We start from the raw sequence: 19667 nt of genomic DNA on the forward strand, positions 1-19667 counted from the left end.
GATAAAATCACATTACAAAAACATCAAACATACAAACTCGCCACATATTCCCCATAACCATTATAAGGAAGAGTTTCCTTTCTTTCCCAAGAAAAACCCGGCCCTTTCCCCACAAATTTCTCCGTTGCTTGTGACCAACGAGGATGGGGTTTGGTCGGATTTACATTCGCCTCAAAATCATATTCATCTGGTACTAAAGTATTCCAATAAGTAGCAGGTTGCTTCTCCAAAAATTCAACTTTGACGATCGATTTTGCACCCTTAAAACCGTACTTCCAAGGCAACACCGCCCGAATTGGCGCACCATGTTGATCGGGCAATAAATGACCGTAAATTCCTACAGCAAAAAATGCCAAATCATTCGCCATTTCTTCAATTCGCAAACCTTCTTGATAAGGCCAAGGTAGTTTTTTCACAAAACTTAAAAGCGGGCCGTAAGTAACTTTTGGATCGTAATAAGAAGTAAACCGGACAAATTTTGCTTGGGAAGTTGGTTCAACTGCGGCAATAATTTCCCGCATAGGGAAACCAATCCAAGGAATTACCATTGACCAAGCTTCTACACAGCGGAAACGGTAAATTCTTTCTTGTAAATTAAACTTTTTCTGTAAATCATCCAAGTCATAAGTGCGGGGATTTTTAACTAATCCTGTTACTTCAACTTTCCAAGTATCTGTAGGTATAGCTTGGGCGGCTTGCCAAATAGATTTAGTGCTGCCAAACTCATAGAAATTGTTGTACTGTCCGGCTAATTTTTCATTAGTAATTGGTCGATCGACCTGAGCAAAAGCCGGATTTAACTTCACTCCCATTAACTTGGGTTTATCCAAAGTTTTATTCAACTCAACATTTTCTGATGATGAAGACTCTTGACAACCAACGATCGGTAAAATACTTGCGCCTAACCCAGTACCTACAAGAGTTTTGAGAAAGCGTCGCCGATTATAAAAAGCGGTTTCTGGCGTTACTTCATTTTCAGGAATTTCCCAGGATTTTGGTACGCGAATAATCGGCATCTGAAATTAACTCCAAATGTTGAATTTTCTAAGTTTTATTGAAGCAAAGCTTCAAATTCTTGATAACCGCGAATCGAGTCAAAATAAGTATCAGTTTGAGCTAACTTTAGATATTTTTTGGGGTAAAGGTCGATCGCCCTTCCCAAACTTTCCACTGCTAACTCAACCTCTCTTAGTTTGGCACAACAACAAGCTTTATAGTACAACGCACTAGCATCTTTTGGTTGCATTTCCAACGCTTTATTGTAAGATGCGATCGCACTTTGATACCTTCCCAAACAACGCAACACATCTCCCCGACGCAACCAACACCAAAAATCTTGCGGTTTAGTTTTCAAAGCTTTATTGTAAGATGCGATCGCCTCTTTATCCCGCCCCAAATTTCGCAAACAATCGCCCCGCCAATACCAACACCAATAATCATTTTCCCTGATTTTCATTGCTCGATCATAAGATGCGATCGCCTCTTCAAACCTCTCTAACCTTCGCAAAGCATGACCGCGATTATAACAAGCCCAATAATCATTTGATTTCAATTCTAAAGCTTGGTCAAAAGAATCAACCGCCTCTGCAAAACGCTCGATTTTTATTAGAGAATGACCCCGCCAATACCAAACCCAATAATCTTTAGCATATAAATTCAACGCTTCATTATAAGATGCGATCGCCTCTTCATAACGACCCAAATCATCCAAAGCATTTCCCCGCTGATACCATGCTCGATAATCTCTCGGTTGCCGCTCTATAGCCCTTTCATAGCTGGCAACTGCATCATAATATTTGCCCATAATCCGCAACTTATTACCTCGCCTATACCATGAGCGATAGTCATCTGGCCTACATTCTAAAGCTTTATTATGACGACCAATAACTTCATCAAATGCGCTCAAGGAAATCATAATAAACACTAAAGCAAGTAAAACACTCCATACTTGAGTATACGAAATTTTTAATTAATATAATCAACAAAAAATAAAAAGTCAGAAGTCAGCGTTTCGCCAACTTCCAACCTATTCACAACACTTAAAAATCAGTTACCAAATCTCTTACTGAAATTACTGAGACTGACCACTGCCACCAAGATTGCCAGCGTTACCACTGTTAAGCATTGCGCCCCAAGTTTGTGGCCCAACAATACCATCTACAGCCAAGTTTTGTGATTGTTGGAATTGTCTCACAGCAGCCCTAGTTTGCGGCCCATAAATACCATCAGGTGCATTTCTATACAAACCTTGTTGATTCAACAAAGCCTGTACATCTCTTACAGCTTGACCTTGGCTACCTACTCTCAAGATAGGAGCTTGATTTGGAGAATATTGACCCAGAGAAGGGGTACTATTTGTCGAAGGTGTAGCGGGTAAAGTATTTGTTGAAGGTGTAGCGGGTAAAGTATTTGTCGAAGGAGAGCTATTTTGTGATGGTTGAATCGTAGATGGAGAATTAGATCCAGCGGGTGTAGAATCATTTTGATATGGCTGAGTTTGTGACTGATTCATTTGATTGGAATCAGTAGATTGTGCCTTGGCTTCTAATCCACCAAACAAAAGACCCGCCGCAGAAATTGCAGATATTACACCAATGGAAACAAGATTAGATTTCAACAGTTTATTAGCCATGATTTAAATGCTCCTTGCTGACTTATTTTCAGACATTTGCTTTTGCTATGCTTCCAGTTTAAGTAAGTCTAAAAAGCAGATCGTAACGCCGAAGTTAGAGATCTTTATTACCAATTAATGTTACTTAAGAAAGAAATATATTTAGTTTCAGCAATTTGATAGATGAATCGGTATTTCAACTGGTAAAATAAAATAACTCGCAATTAAAGATGAGCTAAAATGCTATATTTTATAAATGAGAAAGAAAACCTCGTTAATGGAAGTATTTTTTTATGATTTTGCGGCACTTGGTAACATTTCTACTGGCGTTAACTCTCTATTTGTCTGCTTTACCAGCACAAGCAGCAACAAAATACGCCCCTCCCTTATCATTTAGTAATGCTCAACTTTCCGGGCGAGACTTTTCCAGGCAAACATTACCAACAGCAGAATTTTCTAACGCCAATCTCATCCAAACAAACTTTGCTAATGCTGACTTACGTGGCGCAGTGATGAGTGCGTCCGTGATGACTAAAGCAAATTTACACGCTGCCGACTTAACTAATGCAATGCTCGATCAAGCTAATCTTACCGATGCTGATTTAAGCGATGCTGTATTAGTTGAATCAATTCTGTTACGTTCCAATTTTCAAAATACAAATATCGCTGGCGCAGACTTCACAGATGCACTTTTAGATGGCGGACAAATTAGAGAACTTTGCCAAATAGCAACAGGTGTAAATTCTCAAACTGGTGTATCTACCCGTGAGTCTTTAGGTTGTCGTTGACACTGGCTGATTTAATTTGTAAACGGTCTAATTTACTTGCCGGAACTGCAACAGAATTTGCCGGATAAAGACCAGAAAAATTTACTTCTAAGTGAGGTGATGTCGGTCTAACAATCATATACCCCAAATTAACGAGAAATTCGTAAATATCTGGAATTTTATGCTGAGTTTCCCGATAAAATAACTCAATTGTTTCAAAATAAATTAGCGGGTGAAACCTTTCTAAAGTTACCTTACCACCCAAAAGCACCTCATATTCCATCCCTTCGACATCAATTTTAATGACATCGATTTGATTAATATTTTCCTGCGATACCCATTCGTCTAAAGAGATGATTTCTACTGGAACACCATAACTAATATGCAGCGAACCATTACCTCTATAATTTTGGTCTTCATGATAAAAAAGTTCACTTTTAGTTAATCCTAATCCTAAAGGTACAACTTTAACTCTATCCTTTAATTGTGAATTGGCATCTATATTTGCTTGTAAGCGAGAACGAATTGCTGCACCCGGTTCAAAAGCATAAATTTTGCCATTAGTAATTAAACTTGCAGCAACTAAAGTTAAAGCGCCACAATTAGCACCAACATCTAAAAAAACATCATTAGGACGGACAACTTTACGTAAAAACTTAGTTGTTACCATGTCATAAATACCACAAAGCCAAATGGAAGATTCGATCGGATAAGTAGTATCGACATAAAAATTATAAAGACCGCAATAATTTTTCACTAAATAAGTTTGACTTTTCGGTAAAATAGTGGCGAATTTTCCCGCACCTCTACCAGTTAACCAAAAAATTATTTTAACAATGAAGCGGTAAATATTACTAACTATAAATAGCCAAAATTGTTTCATAATAGTGATTAGGTGTTGGGTGATGGAATTACCAAAGACCGATGGTTGGCGATACGTGCTACGCACACGCAAGGCGATCGAGAAAAATATTACCAATGAACAGGATAAAACGGGTTGGCGTAATTGGTGGAGGGCAGTTAGCTTGGATGATGGGAGATGCAGCCAAAGCATTAGATATTGAACTAATAGTGCAAACTCCCCAAGCTACAGACCCAGCTGCCGCAATAGCATCAGAAACCATTTTGGCACCAATAGACGATGCTGCTGCTACCGCATTATTGGCAAAAAAATGTGATGTAATCACCTTCGAGAATGAGTTTATCAACTTAGAAGCTTTGATGCCTCTACAATCACAAGGTATTTGCTTTCGTCCCAGGTTAGAAGTTTTAGCACCTTTACTCGACAAATACCATCAACGTTGCTATCTCAAAGATATTGGATTGCCAGTTCCGAAATTTGTGGCAGTTGAGGGGGACTGGGGACTGGGGACTGGGGATTGGGGATTCGGAGAGGATTTTTTACAACAATTTCCGGTGGTTTTGAAGGCGCGACGACATGGGTATGATGGTCAGGGAACTTTTATTTTAAAAGAGCGAAAGTCTTTAGATGCGACTTTGGAGAAAATGGGGGAAACTCCGGTTTTATTGGAAGAGTTTGTTCCTTTTAGTCAAGAATTAGCTGTAATTGCAGCACGTTCTGTTGATGGAGAAATTGTTACTTACCCAGTTGTAGAAACGCAACAAGAAGACCAAGTTTGTCGGCGGGTGTTAGTGCCAGCGGATGTTGATGAGGCAGTACAATTGCAGGTGGAAGCGATCGCACGCACCCTCCTAAACAGCTTACAAGTCATCGGTCTATTCGGCATCGAACTCTTCCTCACCCCCAACGGCAAAGTCTTAGTCAACGAAATCGCCCCCCGAACACATAACTCCGGGCACTTCACCATCGATGCCAGCTACACCTCCCAATTTGAAATGCACCTAAGAAGCGTCAGCGGTTTACCTTTAGGCAATCCCGCCTTAAAATGCGACGCAGCAGTAATGATCAACCTTTTGGGATACGAACATTCCCACAGCGACTACCAAGAAAAACGCCAAAAACTCGCCCAAATCCCCAACTGTCACGTTCTGTGGTATGGAAAAACCGAATCTCGCCCCGGTCGCAAACTCGGTCACGTTACCATACTTTTAGATCGTAGCGAGCGATCGATCCTCAACACCCAAAAACTCCAACAACTCGCCCAACAAGTAGAATCCATCTGGTACAGCAGTTAGGGACTGGGGACTGGGGACTGGGGACTGGGGACTAGGGGACAAAGGCGAGTTATGAGTTTTGAGTTATGAGTTTTAAGTTATTAATTCAAAACTTAAAACTTAAAACTCATCACTAACGAAGGGACAAGGGGACTATTGGGAAATTATTTAACTCAAAACTTTCTTCCTAACTCAAAACTCAGAACTCAAAACTTAAAACTTCACTCAGTCCCCAGTACCCCACTACCGATTTTGAAAATAGAGTATAGAATAAGAGACAGGTTACTCTGCGGCGTTGGTGACTGCCAATAATGTTTTGTGATCTATGCTTTTTCGATAAGGGAGTTTTGAGAGCTTAGCGGCAGTAGACCGAGCTTTGTTACTCGGAAACTTTTAAGCTAGAGCCAAAGACACCCACCTGGATTTAGTCCAGGTCAAAAACTGAGGCAAGACGGCGTTGCGGAAACCCATAAGAATCAATTACCTCTGTCAGTAGGCAGGGGTAATTTGTTTTTTGGGGACTGGGTGAAGTTTTAAGTTTTGAGTTAGGAAGAAAGTTTTGAGTTAATGAACTTCTCCTTGTCACCTTGTTCCAAAAATTGTCAGGAAATTTGTACAAATTAGTGCCTTCTACTCCTTCAGAAAGAGTTACCATTAAGTGAAAACGAATGGTATACCGGATTTGAGATTAAGCGCGACTTCTCAATTGCCGAAAGTGTCAGACTTCACAGCTGATGTATTCAGGCTAAATAATGGGCTGACGGTGATTCATCAGTACATTCCGGCTACACCTGTAGCTGTCGTAGATGTTTGGGTGCGAGCGGGTGCGACTAGAGAGCCGGAACAATGGTCTGGAATGGCGCACTTTCTGGAACACATGATTTTTAAAGGCACCGAACGAGTTCCTCCGGGAATGTTCGACCAAGTGGTAGAATACTGGGGCGGCGCTACCAATGCTGCTACTAGTCACGATTATGCTCATTTCTACATCACTACGGCTGTTTCTTATTTGGAAGATACTCTGCCTTATCTGGCAGAATTGTTACTCAATGCGGCTATTCCTGATGAGGAATTTTTTAGAGAAAGAGATGTAGTTTTAGAGGAAATTCATCAATCTCAGGATAATCCTGATTGGTTGGCTTTCCAAGTAATGATGGAAAGTGTTTACCAAAACCATCCTTACGGTCGATCGGTTTTAGGTACAGAAGAGCTATTATTACAGCATTCGCCAGAGGCAATGCGCTGTTTTCATGCTTGCCATTATCAACCGGAAAATATGACGGTGGTAATTGTGGGTGGTGTGCCGCAAGGAATGGCTTTAGAGTTGGTGAATAACTCGTTTAGTGGTTTTAAGGCAAGGTCTAGTTGTCCACCACTCTCAACAAAGATTCTGTCACCGATTAAAGAAGTTCGTCGCCAAGAACTGTTTTTAGACAGAATAGAAGAGTCTCGCTTGTTGATGGCGTGGACAGGCCCAGGAGTAGACCAAGTTCGCACTGCTTATGGATTGGATTTAATTTCGGTGCTGCTGGCAGAAGGACGCTGTTCTCGTTTGGTAAATAAGTTACGGGAAGAAGAACAGTTAGTGCATGGGGTGTGTAGTAATTTTTCGCTACAGCAGGATTCGAGTTTGTTTACTATTACTGCTCATTTGGAAGCGGAAAATATAGAAAAGGTGGAAGCGTTCATCAGTAAATATTTGTTGGATTTACAAACAGAACCAATTTCAGAGATAGAATTGGCAAGGTGTAAACGGTTGTTGTGTAATGATTTTGCTTTTTCTACGGAGTCGCCCGGTCAGTTAGCTGGTTTGTATGGTTACTATAATACGATCGCACAAGCAGAAGTAGCAGTAACCTATCCGCACCAAATTCAAGGCATAACTGTGGAAGACGTGCAACAAATAGCAACGGAATTTTTGTCGCCTCACCATTATGTAGTAACAGAGTTAAAACCTTACGGGGAAGCGGAAATGTAAGATAGAAGATATCTCATTAGTCGATAAATCTTTTTCCCTACGTTTTCCTGGGAAAGCTGCTTCTGAAATTGCTCCATTACCACATTATTATAATTAGCTAATGAATCCTGAAGTTAGAATGGAAGATTCTTTTAATCCAAATGTCAGCAATTCGTCGTTACCAGAGCGAACATTGCAGCGAATAGTAACTAATAATGGTATTGTCGTACTGGCGTTAGAAAATCCAGCAGCAGATATTATTGCAACACGCATTTTTATAAAAGCTGGTAGTCGTTGCGAACCTAGATATCAAGCAGGTTTGTCTCATTTATTATCATCGGTAATTACTAAAGGAACTGAGCAATTTTCTGCTGCTGAAATTGCCGAACGGGTGGAATCTTTGGGTGCGAGTTTAGGCGCAGATACAACTACGGATTATTTTTTACTCAGCATGAAGACTGTTTCGGCTGATTTTCCCGAAATGTTGGAGTTGGCAGGGGAGTTGTTGCGATCGCCTACTTTCCCTGAAGCTGAAGTAGAATTAGAACGGCGCATGACTTTGCAAGCCATTAAATCGCAACAAGAACAACCTTTTACTGTAGCTTTTGAACAACTGCGACAAGCAATGTATCAAGCTCATCCTTATGCTTTGTCAACTTTAGGAACAGTAGAAACTGTCGCTAATTTGGGTCGAGGTGAATTAGATAGATTTCATCATACTTACTTTCGTCCCGATAATACCATAATTTGCGTTGTTGGTCGAATTATTCTTGAAGAAATAGTCAATCAAATAGAAAAAGTATTTGGTGATTGGAAAATTCCAGATCCAGCGATTCCTAGTTTGGAATTACCAGAAATTCTGGCTTTTCCTCACCATAGAATTACACCAATTCCCACGAAGCAATCTATTGTGATGTTGGGTTATTTAACTCCATCTGTAAATAGTGCTGATTATGCAGCTTTAAAGTTAATTAATACTTATTTGGGAAATGGTCTTTCCAGCCGTTTGTTTGTGGAATTGCGCGAAAAACGGGGTTTAGCTTACGAAGTTTCCGCTTTTTATCCGACTCGGTTAGATGCTTCTCAATTTGCGGTTTATATGGGAACTGCGCCGGAAAATACGGAAGTAGCTTTATATAGTTTAAGGACAGAAATAGAACGTTTGTGCAAAGTTTCACTTAAAGCTGATGAACTGCAAGCGGCGAAAAATAAACTTTTAGGTCAATATGCTTTGGGTAAACAAACTAATGCTCAAATTGCTCAAGTTTTTGGTTGGTATGAAACTTTAGGTTTGGGTGTAGGATTCGATCGCACTTTTCCCAAAACAGTCTCAGTTGTGACTACTGAAGAAATTCAGGAAGTGGCAAATCGGTATTTTATTGAGCCTTACATTTCTCTAGTTGGCCCGGAATCTGCGGTAGCAGGACTGATAGAATCTAGTTGGGAAAATTAATCTCAAAAATAGCTTTTATCAGCATTGAGGAGTGAAAATTGCAAATGTCAGAATTGGCTAAAATTTCCATGTTTTTAGTTCCGGTTTCCCTGTTGATGTGTTATTCTAATTCAGTTGCGATCGCACAGGGAAAAGTAGCTCATAGCTCTAATTCCGAAATGAGCATAACATTTTCAGAGAAACAATCCACCCCAAAAGCATCTCCAACTGATAGTAACAACACCGAAAATTCTGAAATACCAACGGTGAATTTACCAACCTTAAAAATTGGGATGCGAAAACCCGAAGTATTTTGGTTACAAAAACGATTGCAAGCGATCGGATTTTTTCAAGGTTCTGTAAATGGCTTTTTTGGTAAAGATACCCAAGCTGCGGTGATAGCTGCACAAGAAAACTACGGACTAAAACCTGATGGAATTGTCGGTGCTGCTACTTGGCAAGCAATTTTACCGTAACTTCTAAATAATCCCACCCCAAACCCCTCCCCGTTCACAAGGAGGGGCAATGATTAAGTGCAATTTTACAGAGAATTGGTATAACAAAATGAAATAACAGGCGAATACATTTCATTAGAACAATGGTGGAAAAAGTTTATGTTGGTTCCCGTGAGATGTTTGACCAGATGAATCGGGCGATCGAATTACATCAAATTAAACCAATTGTCGATCGCACTTTCCACTTTACAGAAGCCAGGGAAGCTTTAGAATATTTGGCAAGTGGGGCGCACTTTGGGAAAATTTGTCTGACATTCGAGTAATTTGGTTTTTTAATCTTCCCCAGTCCCCAATCACCAGTCCCCAGTCCCCATTACCCTCCCAGTCCCCAATCACCAGTCCCCAGTCCCCATTACCCTGCTTTCCAAGTACCATGAAATCCCATCGGTATAACACTAGGTAATCCTAATTTACACACAGGTTCATCGTCCAATCTTTCGCTATCGAATACCCAAACTTCGCTTTGATTCTTGTTACCATCATAGACAACTGTTAACACCCAAGCTTGATTAGGATTTAGGGAATCTGGGGCATAAATTGGTTCTGTGGGATAGTGATTTTCGCCTAAGTTTGCTTCTTGGAGGTTGTTTGTTTGATGGTCAAAACGTGCGATCGTACTATATATCTCCCTAGTAGTATCTGAATTCTTGCCATGCAAAGACATGAAAGTGTAGCGGGAAAATTGCCCGACATTCTCTTGGGGTACAATGGGAAATTCACCATCTCGATCGAGCAATTCTTCACTAGATTTTACCTTAGCAGTTTCGGGATCGAGACGCACTTGCCATAAAGTTGATTTAGCAGGAATTGAATGTTCTCCTGTTGGGAAATTTTTCAAACGTTGATTAGTTTGAAAATCATTATAACGAAAGAAATCGATCGCAATTTCTCCGTTATTATCTACATAACCGTTGCTAAAATGCCATTGATACCAAGGTTCAGTTTCGCTTTTACTGACTAAGGATAGGGTGGTGCGATCGAAAACTAAAATCTCCGTTCCTAACTGTGGTTTCCATTCCATTGCATCGCTGTAACTTTGCAACCCAAAAAGCACTGGTAACAACTTTACTCTTACCGGGGAAACAAAAAATATTAAATATTGTCCTGCCATGACAAAATCATGAATTAAAGGCAGTCCAATTACAGTGTAACTAGACTTTTGTAAGATTTTACCAGTAGAATCACTCCGATAAATATTCAGGGTTGAATTCTTTCCCGGAGTCATACCAAAATTGAAAATCTCTCCGGTTTTAGCATCACATTTTGGATGGGCAGAATAAGGTAAATTATTACTTAATCCCGATAAATCATCTAATCCTTGAGTTTGCAAAGTTTCTAAATCCAAAGCATGAGGGTTTCCGCCTTCCCAAAGTGCTAAAAGTTTATCTGGTAGCGCTAAAACTGAAGTATTAGCAGCATTTTTGACTGATCTAATCCATTGATTCCAAAACATCCCAGGCGCAGTCATGCCATAATTACCATAGAGGTATTGACCTGCTTTTGATTCTTCTAAATATCCCGTAGTTTGCACATAGCGATAAGTCCCTGTAGCACCATTATCGCTGAATTTTACAGCCAGAATTGCCCCATCGCCATCAAACCAATGCCCAACTTTTTTGCCACCACGTTCTAATCTAGCAGGGCCATTACGATAGAGTGTACCACGCAAACTTTCGGGAATTTTTCCAGCAATAATTGGCAAGGTAGTGAGGGGAAATTCTTTTGCTGGTTGGGAAATACAATTTGCCCAAGCTTTATGAGTTGAGGGTTTAGTAATTGTTGTCATCTTTCTGAAGTAGGAGACACTGAGATAGGAGAGAAAAAATAGTCTTTTCTGGTTTTACATTGCTTTTTTCGGCAATGCAACTGTATTTAAATTTTAACTAAAAAGTACCTAGAGAGGTATGACTAGATAACAACCTCATGGTTAAAATATATCCAGATCAGATGTGTTTGTTCGTGTTTCTATGAATGCCTTTTATCAACAAGTAAAAGCAAGCCTATTGAAGTTAATTGGTTATAGTGTTGAAGCACTGCCCGCAATGATAGCGGCAATTGTTATCTTGTTTTTAACTTGCTATGTTGCTAATTTAGTACGGAATATTGTCAGGAGAATTGGTAGACGGGCGATTAAGAATTTATCGTTGCGATCGCTCCTCATCCAAACCAGCTATGTTACAGTTTGGGCAATTGGTATTCTGGTTGCTTGCGTCATTGCTTTCCCTGATTTACGCTTAGGAGATTTAATTGGTTTATTAGGGTTAAGTTCGGTTGCATTTGGTTTTGCTTTTCAAGATATATTCAAAAACTTTTTAGCAGGAATATTGCTATTATTGCAAGAACCTTTTCGCATTGGCGATCAAATAATTGTCCAAAATTATGAAGGAACAGTAGAAGATATAGCAATTCGTTCTACACAAATTGTCACCTATCAAGGGGAAATAGTCGTAATCCCAAATGCTATTTTATTTACTAACCCAGTACAAGTATTAACCGCCCAACGTCAGCGTCGGACAGATTTAGGAATAGGCGTAGATTACAATACTGATTTACTGTTAGCTGTAGATGTTTTGCTACAAGCTGTATTAGAAATCGAGGGCGTTTTAGCTGAACCAAAACCAGAAGTTGATGGAATGGGATTTGGGGAAAGTTCCATTGATTTTGTAGTACGTTATTGGACTTTACCCCAAAAAATCCACGTTCGCCGCACTAGAACCAAAGTAATAATTGCCTTAAAAGAAGCGTGCGATAAAGCAGGAATTAATATTCCCTATCCTATCCGCACGCTTTACTATTATGACCAAGAAAAATATAACGATAACGCTGCTATTTCCAATGGGAGAAAAGCTGGCGAGTGAACAATTACTGAGTAACATTAGTTAGTTTGATTCTCAGTTGCTTGCTGTACTTGTTCCACAGTTAATTCAAGTGCTTGGGCGATTTGTTCCACAGTTAAACCCAAAGCTAGTAAACGCGGAACTGTTTCTAACTTAGTTACTAGTTCAACCTCTTGTTCAATTTCTTCCTTAATTTCTTTCTTAATACTTTGATAAACCCTGGTTTGTTTGAACTCGGTTTCGGTGAAGTTAAACATTTAGCGAATTTCCTCCCTGCCTAATTGATTAAACTTGTTTAACAAATCTGACGAATATCAGTTAGATTGATTCTCAGTTACTTGCTGCACTTGTTCCACTGTCAATTCAAGTGCTTGGGCTATTTGTTCTACAGTTAAACCCAATGCTAGTAAACGGGGTACTGCTGCAAATTTGGCTTTCATTTCACCCTCTTCTTGGATGCTTTGATAGATTCTTGTTTGTTTAAATTCGGTTTCGGTGAAGTTAAACATTTGGCGGATTTCCTCCCTGCTTAATTGAGTGAATTTGTAAACTAAGATTGTTTCTATTAATTCTAGAATTTCTCGCTTGGTTGTGGCATCTGTAATTTGTTCTCGCGCTTGAGAGATTAATTTAATTCTCTGGCGCTGGTAACTGCTGTTTCCTCCCTTTCAATTATTAATTGTACAATTCTCAATCCGAAAGTGTTGTTTGCTGCTTCTCCTAATTCATCTAAATAGATGCGTTGTACTTGGGGAGTGGAAAGCAAACTTTGATATGGTATTGTGTCTGCTGTTTCTATTCTGCGAGTGGGATAAACTACTACCGCACGCCAAAGATTTACGGTTTCGTTTTGGCGGAGATAAAGGAAGATTTCGGAGAATAAGCGGCGGTAAAATGTTGTATCTGGTTGGAATTGGACTTCAGTGAAATATACTGTTTCTGCGTTGGTGTTGGGAACGGGGATAAATACGCCATCTATTCGGAAGGCGGTTTGTTTGATTTCAACTGAGACGAATTGATAGGTGTTGATATCGATGTTTGGTTGTCCTATTAATTCAAAAAAGATGCGGGGGAAGGTTTTGAATAAGCGGTAGAATATGGAGTCTGTTTTCACGTTGGTTTTGCTTTTTGGTGTTGAGGTGGAATTTTAGTATTTTAGTTGTTTGGCGGTAACAACATTCTTTCTTCAATTCCTTCCCAGGTTTTTGGTGAGACTCGCACTGCTGCTTGTTTGCATTGTAAAATCAGCTTATTCGCATAGAAGTAATTTTCGACCGCCTTTGCTTCTTCTTCAGATAAATTTATCACTTCAGGACTAAGATTTAGAGCATTTAACCAGATATCTTGAATGCGTTTAACAAATGTTTCACGTACTTTAGATGGTTCATTATCATTAGGAATTTGCATTTTTAGGGCTTTCAACCTAGCAATTAATTTAGTAAAATTTACAGCACTAAAAATTTCTATTCCTTCTAATTTTTCGGCAAAGACAATAGCTTGATTAATAGCGTTAGTGATAGCGTAGGCGTTACCGATGACGTTGCCTTTGGCTTTAGTGTTAGCGTTGGCATTGGCAATGGCATTGGCGTTAGCGATAGCGTTGGCAATGGCATTAGTATTGGCGTTGGCGATGACGTTGGCAATGGCAATGGTGTTAACGTAGGCGATGCGGTAGGCGTTGATATTAGCATAGGCGTAGGCATAGGCGTAGGCATAGGCGTAGGCGTAGGCATAAGCGATCGCACGTTTAGCCACAGGCTTTAAATCTCCTTGTGAACCATTTGTTGCCTGTTCTGCCCAACTCAATAAATCTTTCAACTTCGGACTAACAATGTAATTTTGTGCTTCCTTTTCCATTAACAACAGCAACTCATCTGCACCACCACGCATTAACCCAGCCACGAGCAAAAATACTTCTTTCCAGCGTTCATATTTTAGGTGTTGACTAACCAGTTGATTAATCAATCGATGGTCATCAATATACTGAGCAGTTAAATATTCTTGTAGCGTTAAATGGGAGAAGGAAAAAACATCCTCTGCTCGTTCTACCAAAATTCCTTGTTGAATAGCAATGGCATTCAAAACTTTCTCACCATTTAAATGCTGAGGTGCATTCAAATTACCAGCTAAAAAGGTTTTGATTTGCTGCACTATGTCTCGCTGAGGAAAGAACAACCTATCTGCTTCAAAACCTGTATAAGCAATTTCGGATAGTAGTATTTCTTCTAATTCTGTATGCAGCCCTTGGTAAATTTCATCTTGCAGAATCCGTTTTTCTGATGCCCATTCTTCTAGCAAAATTCGCAGTGCTTTGCGGTAAAGAACACTGCGATTATCAGGAAAGTTTTGCGAACGGTCATAAACTAAACAAAGAAACGTCAATAATAAAGGTGTATGCGCTAACTCTTTCGCTGCTTGATTCTCTGGTTTTTGTAGCAACTCCCAACACTTTTCTCCGGTTTTTGCTTGTTTGTCAAAATCTGATTGAAACCAATTTAGAATGAATTGCTGAATTTGAGTATCATCAAAATCAGCCATTGCAACATCGCTAAAGCGGCGAAAACCGCTACGGTAAGCGGCTGTGCGACAGGAGGCAATAAAGCGGTTTTTATCGTAGCGATCAACTAAATTTTGAATTTCGGTAATTGCCTGATTCAAGTTATTTGTTGGTATTTCATCAAGTCCATCTAATAAAATCAATAATTTGCCTTCTTCTAATGCCTTAACTGTAAATTTATCTGGATCTGGAAAACCACATATCCGAAATTCTTCGATAATAACTTGCTCAATGTTGATATTCTCAGAATTAAATAATTTCAATTCAATAAAAACAGGAATGCAGTCATGTTTAAATTCTCCTTTTTTACCCTTCAGTGCTTCTAATCCCATCTTTCGCAAAAATGTAGACTTTCCTGCACCTGGATCACCAAGTACCATAAGATATTGTTTATCATTAGCGACTTTAATTCCCTCTTGTTTGGGACATTCTTTATTTCCAAATCTTCGGCTTTTAGCTTTGCGATATGCTTCTTCTAATGTTTCAATAGATTCAAAACTACCAATATCCGCCTCACCTAAAAACTGTACAGATGTATAGACAGATTCCAACTCTACAAATTCACGCATTCCCAAGACTTTTAAAATTCCGTGACGTTTTTTATAATTCTGGGCATATTGCTTTGATGCTGTGAAAATTTTTTCCTCTATGATTTGGCTAACTTCTTCTAAAGTCTTTCCGCCTACTGCCAAAATTGCTTGGAAAATCGGAACTGCTATGCCACTAATAGCTTGTTCCGCAAAAGGTTCAAATCCTGTCATAAGATGAATGGTGAATCAATAAAAATCTATTGATACGAATATAGCTGATGAATCAAGATCATCGCCATATTAAATTTTGTAAAAATTAACCTGATTAACATTACCCAAACTCGAAAATACAAACTTGCGCCCCCTCCTCAAAGCTAAACTAATGGGAGCGTCAAGGTTACGGTTTTACAAATTTTGAAAGTTTTCGTGCTTGCCTTTTAGGTAGCTTTTCTGATTAGAAATATTTATCACAGAGCTTAGAGGAGAGCCATATTTTTTAGGAGAAGGGAGGAGAGCGATCGGGAGTTAGCGATCTCCAAGTTTACGATCGCAAATTTAGATTGGCTCATTCGAGTTATTATCTGGGATATTGAAGCTTGGCAAATTTATATTTTCCATCTTGCCATCTTGCCTTTCTTTCTGACAGCGTTGCCAATAAATTTGAGCAATTTTATCTTGAGGATTAACAGAAAGACATTTAGTAAACGTTTCTGCGGCTTGTTCAAATCTGCCTAAATTGTAAAGTAAAACTGCTTGTTCAAATCCAGTTTTAGTTGATTGTTTAGCTTGTTTAATTTCGAGAGGATCGGCATCAAATATTTCATAAACTGTCACCAATTCTGATTTACCTTTAATTTTTACTTTATCAATCAGTCGGATATGATAATCATTGGCATCATTTAAAGCTAAAAAAGTATAGTGAGAAATCAATAAAGGTATGCCATAATTTTTGGTTAAACCTTCAAGTCGAGATGCTAAGTTAACAGCATCACTAACTACTGTACTTTCTATGCGCGATCGCCCGCCCACAGTACCTAGCATCATTGTACCTGTATTAATTCCAATCCCAATTTGAATAGGTGAACAATCAATTCTTTGGCGTTCTTCATTAAATTCATGAAGGGCGTTTAGCATGGCAATTCCAGCTTTAACGGCATTATCTGCTTCACCGCTAAATAGTGCCATAATTGCATCACCAATGTATTTATCAATAAACCCTTGATTTTCAATAATTGCAGGTTCCATGCGACTGAGATAAGCATTAATAAACTTGAAATTATCAGCCGGAGTCATTCTCTCCGATAAAGCGGTAAAATCCCGAATATCAGAAAATAATACTGACATTTCTTTTTGTACTTGGTCGCCTAATTGAACATCAGTAATACTTTCTTTGTTTAACAACTGAAGAAATTGATGGGGGACAAACCGTGAGTAAGATAGGTTAAGTGCAAGTAACTGTTCGGTTAATTTTAAGCGTTCCGCTTCGGCTTTTTTGCGTTCGGTTATATCCCGGATAACTAGCAGTGCATAAGTAATTTTTCCAGAATTATCATAAATAGGAGTTGCCCAACTTTCTAGGGGAATAATCTTATCTTGTAAATGAATCTCTAAATCATCTACTGTGTAAGATTCACCTTGTAAAGCGCGGGTAATTGGTAAATTTACATAAGGGTATAATTGACTGGTTCCCGCAATGTACAGTTGGTAAACTGCTGTAAAATCCTCAATTGTACTATGAGGGATAATTTCCTTACCAAGCAGTTGTTGTGCAGCATTGTTTACATAATAAACTTTACCATTGGCATCAATAACTGCAACTCCAATGGGTACTGCTTCTAAAAATTGAGCTAATTTTCTTTCACTTTCCCTTACTGTTTCTTCAGCTTTATGTTCTAGTTCAGCGGTAACTGTATCGTAATGTGCGGTAGTGGTTTCTAATAAAATTTCTAAGTCAGTTTTTTGTCGTTGTAATTCTAGAGCTTGGTATCCAGCGATCGCAATTGCTGAAGTAATTAACGCTGCTAATGGGGAAATTACAGGTAGCCACCAACTAGCTAAAAAAGCTAAATAACTCACTCCAATTAAACTACCCCCGGCCCCCAAAATTAGCATACTAAAAATTATCCATTTTAGGGCAAACCTATTATTAAATCCTTCAGCAATAAGAAACTTATTACTTACTATAGCACCTATAAAAGACCAAACAAAAATCCATAAAATTTCTATTGGTTCTGACCAATATTTAATAAAAGGTCTGCCATCTAATGCCCCACTTAAAATTTGGCTGGCTAAGTTAGCATGAATTACTACTCCTGGTGTTCTTTTGGGGCTACCGAAGGGATTACTACTGTAAGGAGTAAAGAATAAATCATTGAAACTAGAACCAATAACACCGATTAAAACAATGCGATCGCGCATACTATTTGTCGGAATCCGATCTTCCAAAACATCACGCAATGATATAGTTTGAAAGTTTTCTAAATTGCCTCGATAATTCAATATAATTTGATACCCACCAGAGTTAGTCCTAATATACGCACCTTCATTTCCCGTAAAAGGCACAAACCTAGCTTTACCTAATCCTAAAATTTTCTGTTTCGGATCGATCGATTGAAGTTTCACGCCGAGATTTTCCAGATACATTAAAGCCAAGCTAGTTCCTAAACTTAATTTTGTTTTCCCTTCAGCAGTTCTTATAGATAGTAAACCTCGTCGCACTTTTCCATCAGCATCTAATACTAAATCTGCAATTCCTACTTGTCCTAATTTGCTTAGAGTTGGTGGGGGTGCAACAGGATTTCCCACTACTTTTTCTACCCCAATTAAGTTAGGTGTAGATGCAAATAATTTAACTAATTCAGAGTTACCTGGCGGTATTGGTAAATCCCGATAAATATCTAAACCAATAGCTTTTGGCTGTTGGGCTTTTAATTTATTAATTAATTTAGTTAAAACTGCGTCGGAAATCGGCCATTGATTAGTATACTTAATATCTGATTCATTAACAGTAACAATCACAATCCGAGAATCTACAGATTCTTGGGGACGCAAGCGAAAAAATTGATCTAAAGTCGTCCATTCCAAGAGTTGGAATAAACCTAAATAATTCGCAACAACTACCAATCCAGCAACACTGGGGGCAATAAATAATACACTGCGCCATTGGTAAATAATTTTGTTAAGTTTTAATCTCATGGATTCTTGGTATTAAAACGTGAATGCGATCGTCACTTTTAACAAAATTTTAATGAAGTACCCCCAATGGACTGACTAAATCTCGAATTGAGTAACCTTAAGTTAATATTTTTTGTCTTGGATTATTATAGCGACAATAATCTGATTGCGTACTTTTTGTTTCGCAACATCGAGAGCTTTGTCAGCATTGTTAATTAATTGGTTGATAAAAATTGTTAAATCAGGAACCGTACTGCCTATACTACAACAATAGGGGCAGTAATTAAAACTGCCCCATTGTTAAAGTTGCTTTTTTGAGTTTTAACCAAATTAAGTTTTCAACGTTCTAAAATAGATGCAGGCTAGTTTAATAATGGCTGGGAGGCGATCGCTTCTAGCCCTACAGATTTTAACAATTGTTCCCACTGACTGACCAAATCAGCATCTGTTGGTTGCAACTTTCTTGCTTCAGCTAAACTCGCTAAAGTTTCGTACCATATCCCCTTTTTACCATACAAAGCTGCACGCTCTAAGGGTGTGATATTTTGTAGCTGAGTCATTAATATTGAGTCAGTTTCAATGCGCCGAATTCTCCCTTGAATACCGGGGCTATCTGGTCTAAGTCCTTGTTGTCTGATCGCCACAAAAGCCCATTGATAATTCTTGCCAATTTCTAAAGCTGGCGCATTTTCTGGAAGCGTAAACTGAATAATTCCTGATTTACCAGTCAGCGGAATTTTTGTCTGGTAAATATTCTTGTTATTCTCATCTACCAGGCTAAAAAATACTTCTTGTGCCGAGTTTTGCGGCAGATAAATAAAGAAAGTAGGATGACCTGTTGTTGTTAATCCTTCTCTATTACTAGGTATCAGTGGAATTACGCACCCACCCGTAGATATTACCTCTTGCGGACATCCACCACCACGAGATGCGCCACCAGCTGAGTCATCTGGTTTACCGCTTCCCGGAGGATCGAAACTTACCTGTGGCTTTACACTACTCTGTACGGCTTGAGATTGATTTTTTGAGCTTGTCTCTGCCTTGACGCTGAATAAAAGGCTAGGAATTACTGTTTCTAGAGCCAGGGCGATCGCAAATAGAACCGAAAGTTTTTTGTTCATAATCACTCCAACATTAAATTTACTTGTAGT

18 protein-coding genes, 1 other RNA gene and 1 pseudogene are annotated in these 19667 nt (G+C 39.0%); 8 read left to right on the plus strand and 12 right to left on the minus strand.

Going from position 1 to position 19667, the window contains the following annotated elements:
• Positions 1 to 23 precede the first annotated feature (23 nt).
• The 3 genes from msrP to ACE1CA_RS15915 form a co-directional block, all read right to left on the minus strand.
• Entirely contained in the window at positions 24 to 1016 is a 993-nt protein-coding gene (gene msrP / locus ACE1CA_RS15905; RefSeq protein WP_413281945.1) for a protein-methionine-sulfoxide reductase catalytic subunit MsrP, read from the minus strand.
• A gap of 35 nt (positions 1017 to 1051) precedes the next feature.
• Positions 1052 to 1915 (minus strand): tetratricopeptide repeat protein, encoded by an 864-nt coding sequence (locus ACE1CA_RS15910; RefSeq protein WP_413281946.1) that lies wholly within the window; start codon positions 1913 to 1915, stop codon positions 1052 to 1054.
• Positions 1916 to 2071: 156 nt separating this feature from the next.
• On the minus strand, positions 2072 to 2632 hold the full coding sequence (locus ACE1CA_RS15915; RefSeq protein WP_413281947.1) for a peptidoglycan-binding protein: 561 nt from the start codon (positions 2630 to 2632) through the stop codon (positions 2072 to 2074).
• A 272-nt stretch (positions 2633 to 2904) separates the two neighbouring features.
• On the opposite strand from ACE1CA_RS15915, the gene ACE1CA_RS15920 reads away from it, so the two are divergent.
• On the plus strand, positions 2905 to 3399 hold the full coding sequence (locus ACE1CA_RS15920; protein ID WP_413281948.1) for a pentapeptide repeat-containing protein: 495 nt from the start codon (positions 2905 to 2907) through the stop codon (positions 3397 to 3399).
• On the opposite strand, the gene ACE1CA_RS15925 is transcribed toward ACE1CA_RS15920, so the two are convergent.
• Entirely contained in the window at positions 3371 to 4261 is an 891-nt protein-coding gene (locus ACE1CA_RS15925; RefSeq protein WP_413281949.1) for an FkbM family methyltransferase, read from the minus strand. The genes ACE1CA_RS15920 and ACE1CA_RS15925 overlap by 29 nt on opposite strands.
• 104 nt (positions 4262 to 4365) lie before the next feature.
• Between ACE1CA_RS15925 and ACE1CA_RS15930 the strand changes: the two genes are divergently transcribed.
• From ACE1CA_RS15930 to ACE1CA_RS15955, 6 genes are all read left to right on the plus strand, one after another.
• Positions 4366 to 5535 (plus strand): 5-(carboxyamino)imidazole ribonucleotide synthase, encoded by a 1170-nt coding sequence (locus tag ACE1CA_RS15930; protein WP_459563737.1) that lies wholly within the window; start codon positions 4366 to 4368, stop codon positions 5533 to 5535.
• A gap of 260 nt (positions 5536 to 5795) precedes the next feature.
• A non-coding RNA gene (gene ssrS / locus ACE1CA_RS15935) (6S RNA) lies at positions 5796 to 5984 on the plus strand.
• A gap of 245 nt (positions 5985 to 6229) precedes the next feature.
• Complete coding sequence (locus ACE1CA_RS15940; protein ID WP_486517398.1) at positions 6230 to 7492, plus strand: M16 family metallopeptidase; 1263 nt, start codon at positions 6230 to 6232, stop codon at positions 7490 to 7492.
• A 118-nt stretch (positions 7493 to 7610) separates the two neighbouring features.
• Complete coding sequence (locus ACE1CA_RS15945) at positions 7611 to 8924, plus strand: M16 family metallopeptidase (RefSeq protein WP_413281952.1); 1314 nt, start codon at positions 7611 to 7613, stop codon at positions 8922 to 8924.
• Positions 8925 to 8968: 44 nt separating this feature from the next.
• Complete coding sequence (locus ACE1CA_RS15950; protein ID WP_413281953.1) at positions 8969 to 9379, plus strand: peptidoglycan-binding domain-containing protein; 411 nt, start codon at positions 8969 to 8971, stop codon at positions 9377 to 9379.
• A gap of 122 nt (positions 9380 to 9501) precedes the next feature.
• Entirely contained in the window at positions 9502 to 9681 is a 180-nt protein-coding gene (locus ACE1CA_RS15955) for a zinc-binding dehydrogenase (protein ID WP_486517399.1), read from the plus strand.
• Between the two features lie 89 nt (positions 9682 to 9770).
• On the opposite strand, the gene ACE1CA_RS15960 is transcribed toward ACE1CA_RS15955, so the two are convergent.
• Complete coding sequence (locus ACE1CA_RS15960) at positions 9771 to 11204, minus strand: carotenoid oxygenase family protein (protein ID WP_413281954.1); 1434 nt, start codon at positions 11202 to 11204, stop codon at positions 9771 to 9773.
• 181 nt (positions 11205 to 11385) lie between these two features.
• On the opposite strand from ACE1CA_RS15960, the gene ACE1CA_RS15965 reads away from it, so the two are divergent.
• Positions 11386 to 12276 carry a mechanosensitive ion channel family protein gene (locus ACE1CA_RS15965; protein ID WP_413281955.1) on the plus strand — a complete coding sequence of 297 codons (891 nt, stop codon included), beginning with the start codon at positions 11386 to 11388 and terminating at the stop codon, positions 12274 to 12276.
• A 17-nt stretch (positions 12277 to 12293) separates the two neighbouring features.
• On the opposite strand, the gene ACE1CA_RS15970 is transcribed toward ACE1CA_RS15965, so the two are convergent.
• The 7 genes and pseudogenes from ACE1CA_RS15970 to ACE1CA_RS16000 form a co-directional block, all read right to left on the minus strand.
• Complete coding sequence (locus ACE1CA_RS15970) at positions 12294 to 12512, minus strand: hypothetical protein (protein ID WP_413281956.1); 219 nt, start codon at positions 12510 to 12512, stop codon at positions 12294 to 12296.
• 57 nt (positions 12513 to 12569) lie between these two features.
• Positions 12570 to 12764, minus strand: coding sequence for a hypothetical protein (locus ACE1CA_RS15975; RefSeq protein WP_413281957.1), 195 nt, complete (start codon positions 12762 to 12764; stop codon positions 12570 to 12572).
• 51 nt (positions 12765 to 12815) lie between these two features.
• A pseudogene (locus tag ACE1CA_RS15980) lies at positions 12816 to 12890 on the minus strand (hypothetical protein); the annotation flags it as partial.
• Entirely contained in the window at positions 12881 to 13369 is a 489-nt protein-coding gene (locus ACE1CA_RS15985; protein ID WP_413281958.1) for an Rpn family recombination-promoting nuclease/putative transposase, read from the minus strand. The pseudogene ACE1CA_RS15980 and the gene ACE1CA_RS15985, both read right to left, overlap by 10 nt.
• Positions 13370 to 13410: 41 nt before the next feature.
• On the minus strand, positions 13411 to 15573 hold the full coding sequence (locus tag ACE1CA_RS15990; RefSeq protein ID WP_413281959.1) for an NACHT domain-containing protein: 2163 nt from the start codon (positions 15571 to 15573) through the stop codon (positions 13411 to 13413).
• A gap of 324 nt (positions 15574 to 15897) precedes the next feature.
• Positions 15898 to 18537, minus strand: a complete 2640-nt coding sequence (locus ACE1CA_RS15995) for a CHASE2 domain-containing protein (protein ID WP_413281960.1) — start codon at positions 18535 to 18537, stop codon at positions 15898 to 15900.
• 341 nt (positions 18538 to 18878) lie between these two features.
• The gene (locus tag ACE1CA_RS16000; RefSeq protein WP_413281961.1) at positions 18879 to 19637 is read right to left on the minus strand and encodes a DUF928 domain-containing protein; all 759 of its coding nucleotides are present in this window, start codon (positions 19635 to 19637) and stop codon (positions 18879 to 18881) included.
• Positions 19638 to 19667: the final 30 nt, after the last annotated feature.

It is taken from the genome of Floridaenema evergladense BLCC-F167, from assembly GCF_041929205.2.
Lineage (GTDB): Bacteria > Cyanobacteriota > Cyanobacteriia > Cyanobacteriales > Aerosakkonemataceae > Floridanema > Floridanema evergladense.

What these genes read in the sequence shown, in the direction of transcription:
- ACE1CA_RS15970 (WP_413281956.1), bottom strand. Translation starts at nt 12,512, where the DNA reads ATGTTTAACTTCACCGAAACCGAGTTCAAACAAACCAGGGTTTATCAA.
- ACE1CA_RS15925 (WP_413281949.1), bottom strand. Translation starts at nt 4,261, where the DNA reads ATGAAACAATTTTGGCTATTTATAGTTAGTAATATTTACCGCTTCATT.
- ACE1CA_RS15995 (WP_413281960.1), bottom strand. Translation starts at nt 18,537, where the DNA reads ATGAGATTAAAACTTAACAAAATTATTTACCAATGGCGCAGTGTATTA.
- ACE1CA_RS15955 (WP_486517399.1), top strand. Translation starts at nt 9,502, where the DNA reads ATGGTGGAAAAAGTTTATGTTGGTTCCCGTGAGATGTTTGACCAGATG.
- ACE1CA_RS15945 (WP_413281952.1), top strand. Translation starts at nt 7,611, where the DNA reads ATGGAAGATTCTTTTAATCCAAATGTCAGCAATTCGTCGTTACCAGAG.
- ACE1CA_RS15990 (WP_413281959.1), bottom strand. Translation starts at nt 15,573, where the DNA reads ATGACAGGATTTGAACCTTTTGCGGAACAAGCTATTAGTGGCATAGCA.
- ACE1CA_RS15965 (WP_413281955.1), top strand. Translation starts at nt 11,386, where the DNA reads ATGAATGCCTTTTATCAACAAGTAAAAGCAAGCCTATTGAAGTTAATT.
- ACE1CA_RS15975 (WP_413281957.1), bottom strand. Translation starts at nt 12,764, where the DNA reads ATGTTTAACTTCACCGAAACCGAATTTAAACAAACAAGAATCTATCAA.
- ACE1CA_RS15960 (WP_413281954.1), bottom strand. Translation starts at nt 11,204, where the DNA reads ATGACAACAATTACTAAACCCTCAACTCATAAAGCTTGGGCAAATTGT.
- ACE1CA_RS15915 (WP_413281947.1), bottom strand. Translation starts at nt 2,632, where the DNA reads ATGGCTAATAAACTGTTGAAATCTAATCTTGTTTCCATTGGTGTAATA.
- msrP (WP_413281945.1), bottom strand. Translation starts at nt 1,016, where the DNA reads ATGCCGATTATTCGCGTACCAAAATCCTGGGAAATTCCTGAAAATGAA.
- ACE1CA_RS15950 (WP_413281953.1), top strand. Translation starts at nt 8,969, where the DNA reads ATGTCAGAATTGGCTAAAATTTCCATGTTTTTAGTTCCGGTTTCCCTG.
- ACE1CA_RS15910 (WP_413281946.1), bottom strand. Translation starts at nt 1,915, where the DNA reads ATGATTTCCTTGAGCGCATTTGATGAAGTTATTGGTCGTCATAATAAA.
- ACE1CA_RS16000 (WP_413281961.1), bottom strand. Translation starts at nt 19,637, where the DNA reads ATGAACAAAAAACTTTCGGTTCTATTTGCGATCGCCCTGGCTCTAGAA.
- ACE1CA_RS15920 (WP_413281948.1), top strand. Translation starts at nt 2,905, where the DNA reads ATGATTTTGCGGCACTTGGTAACATTTCTACTGGCGTTAACTCTCTAT.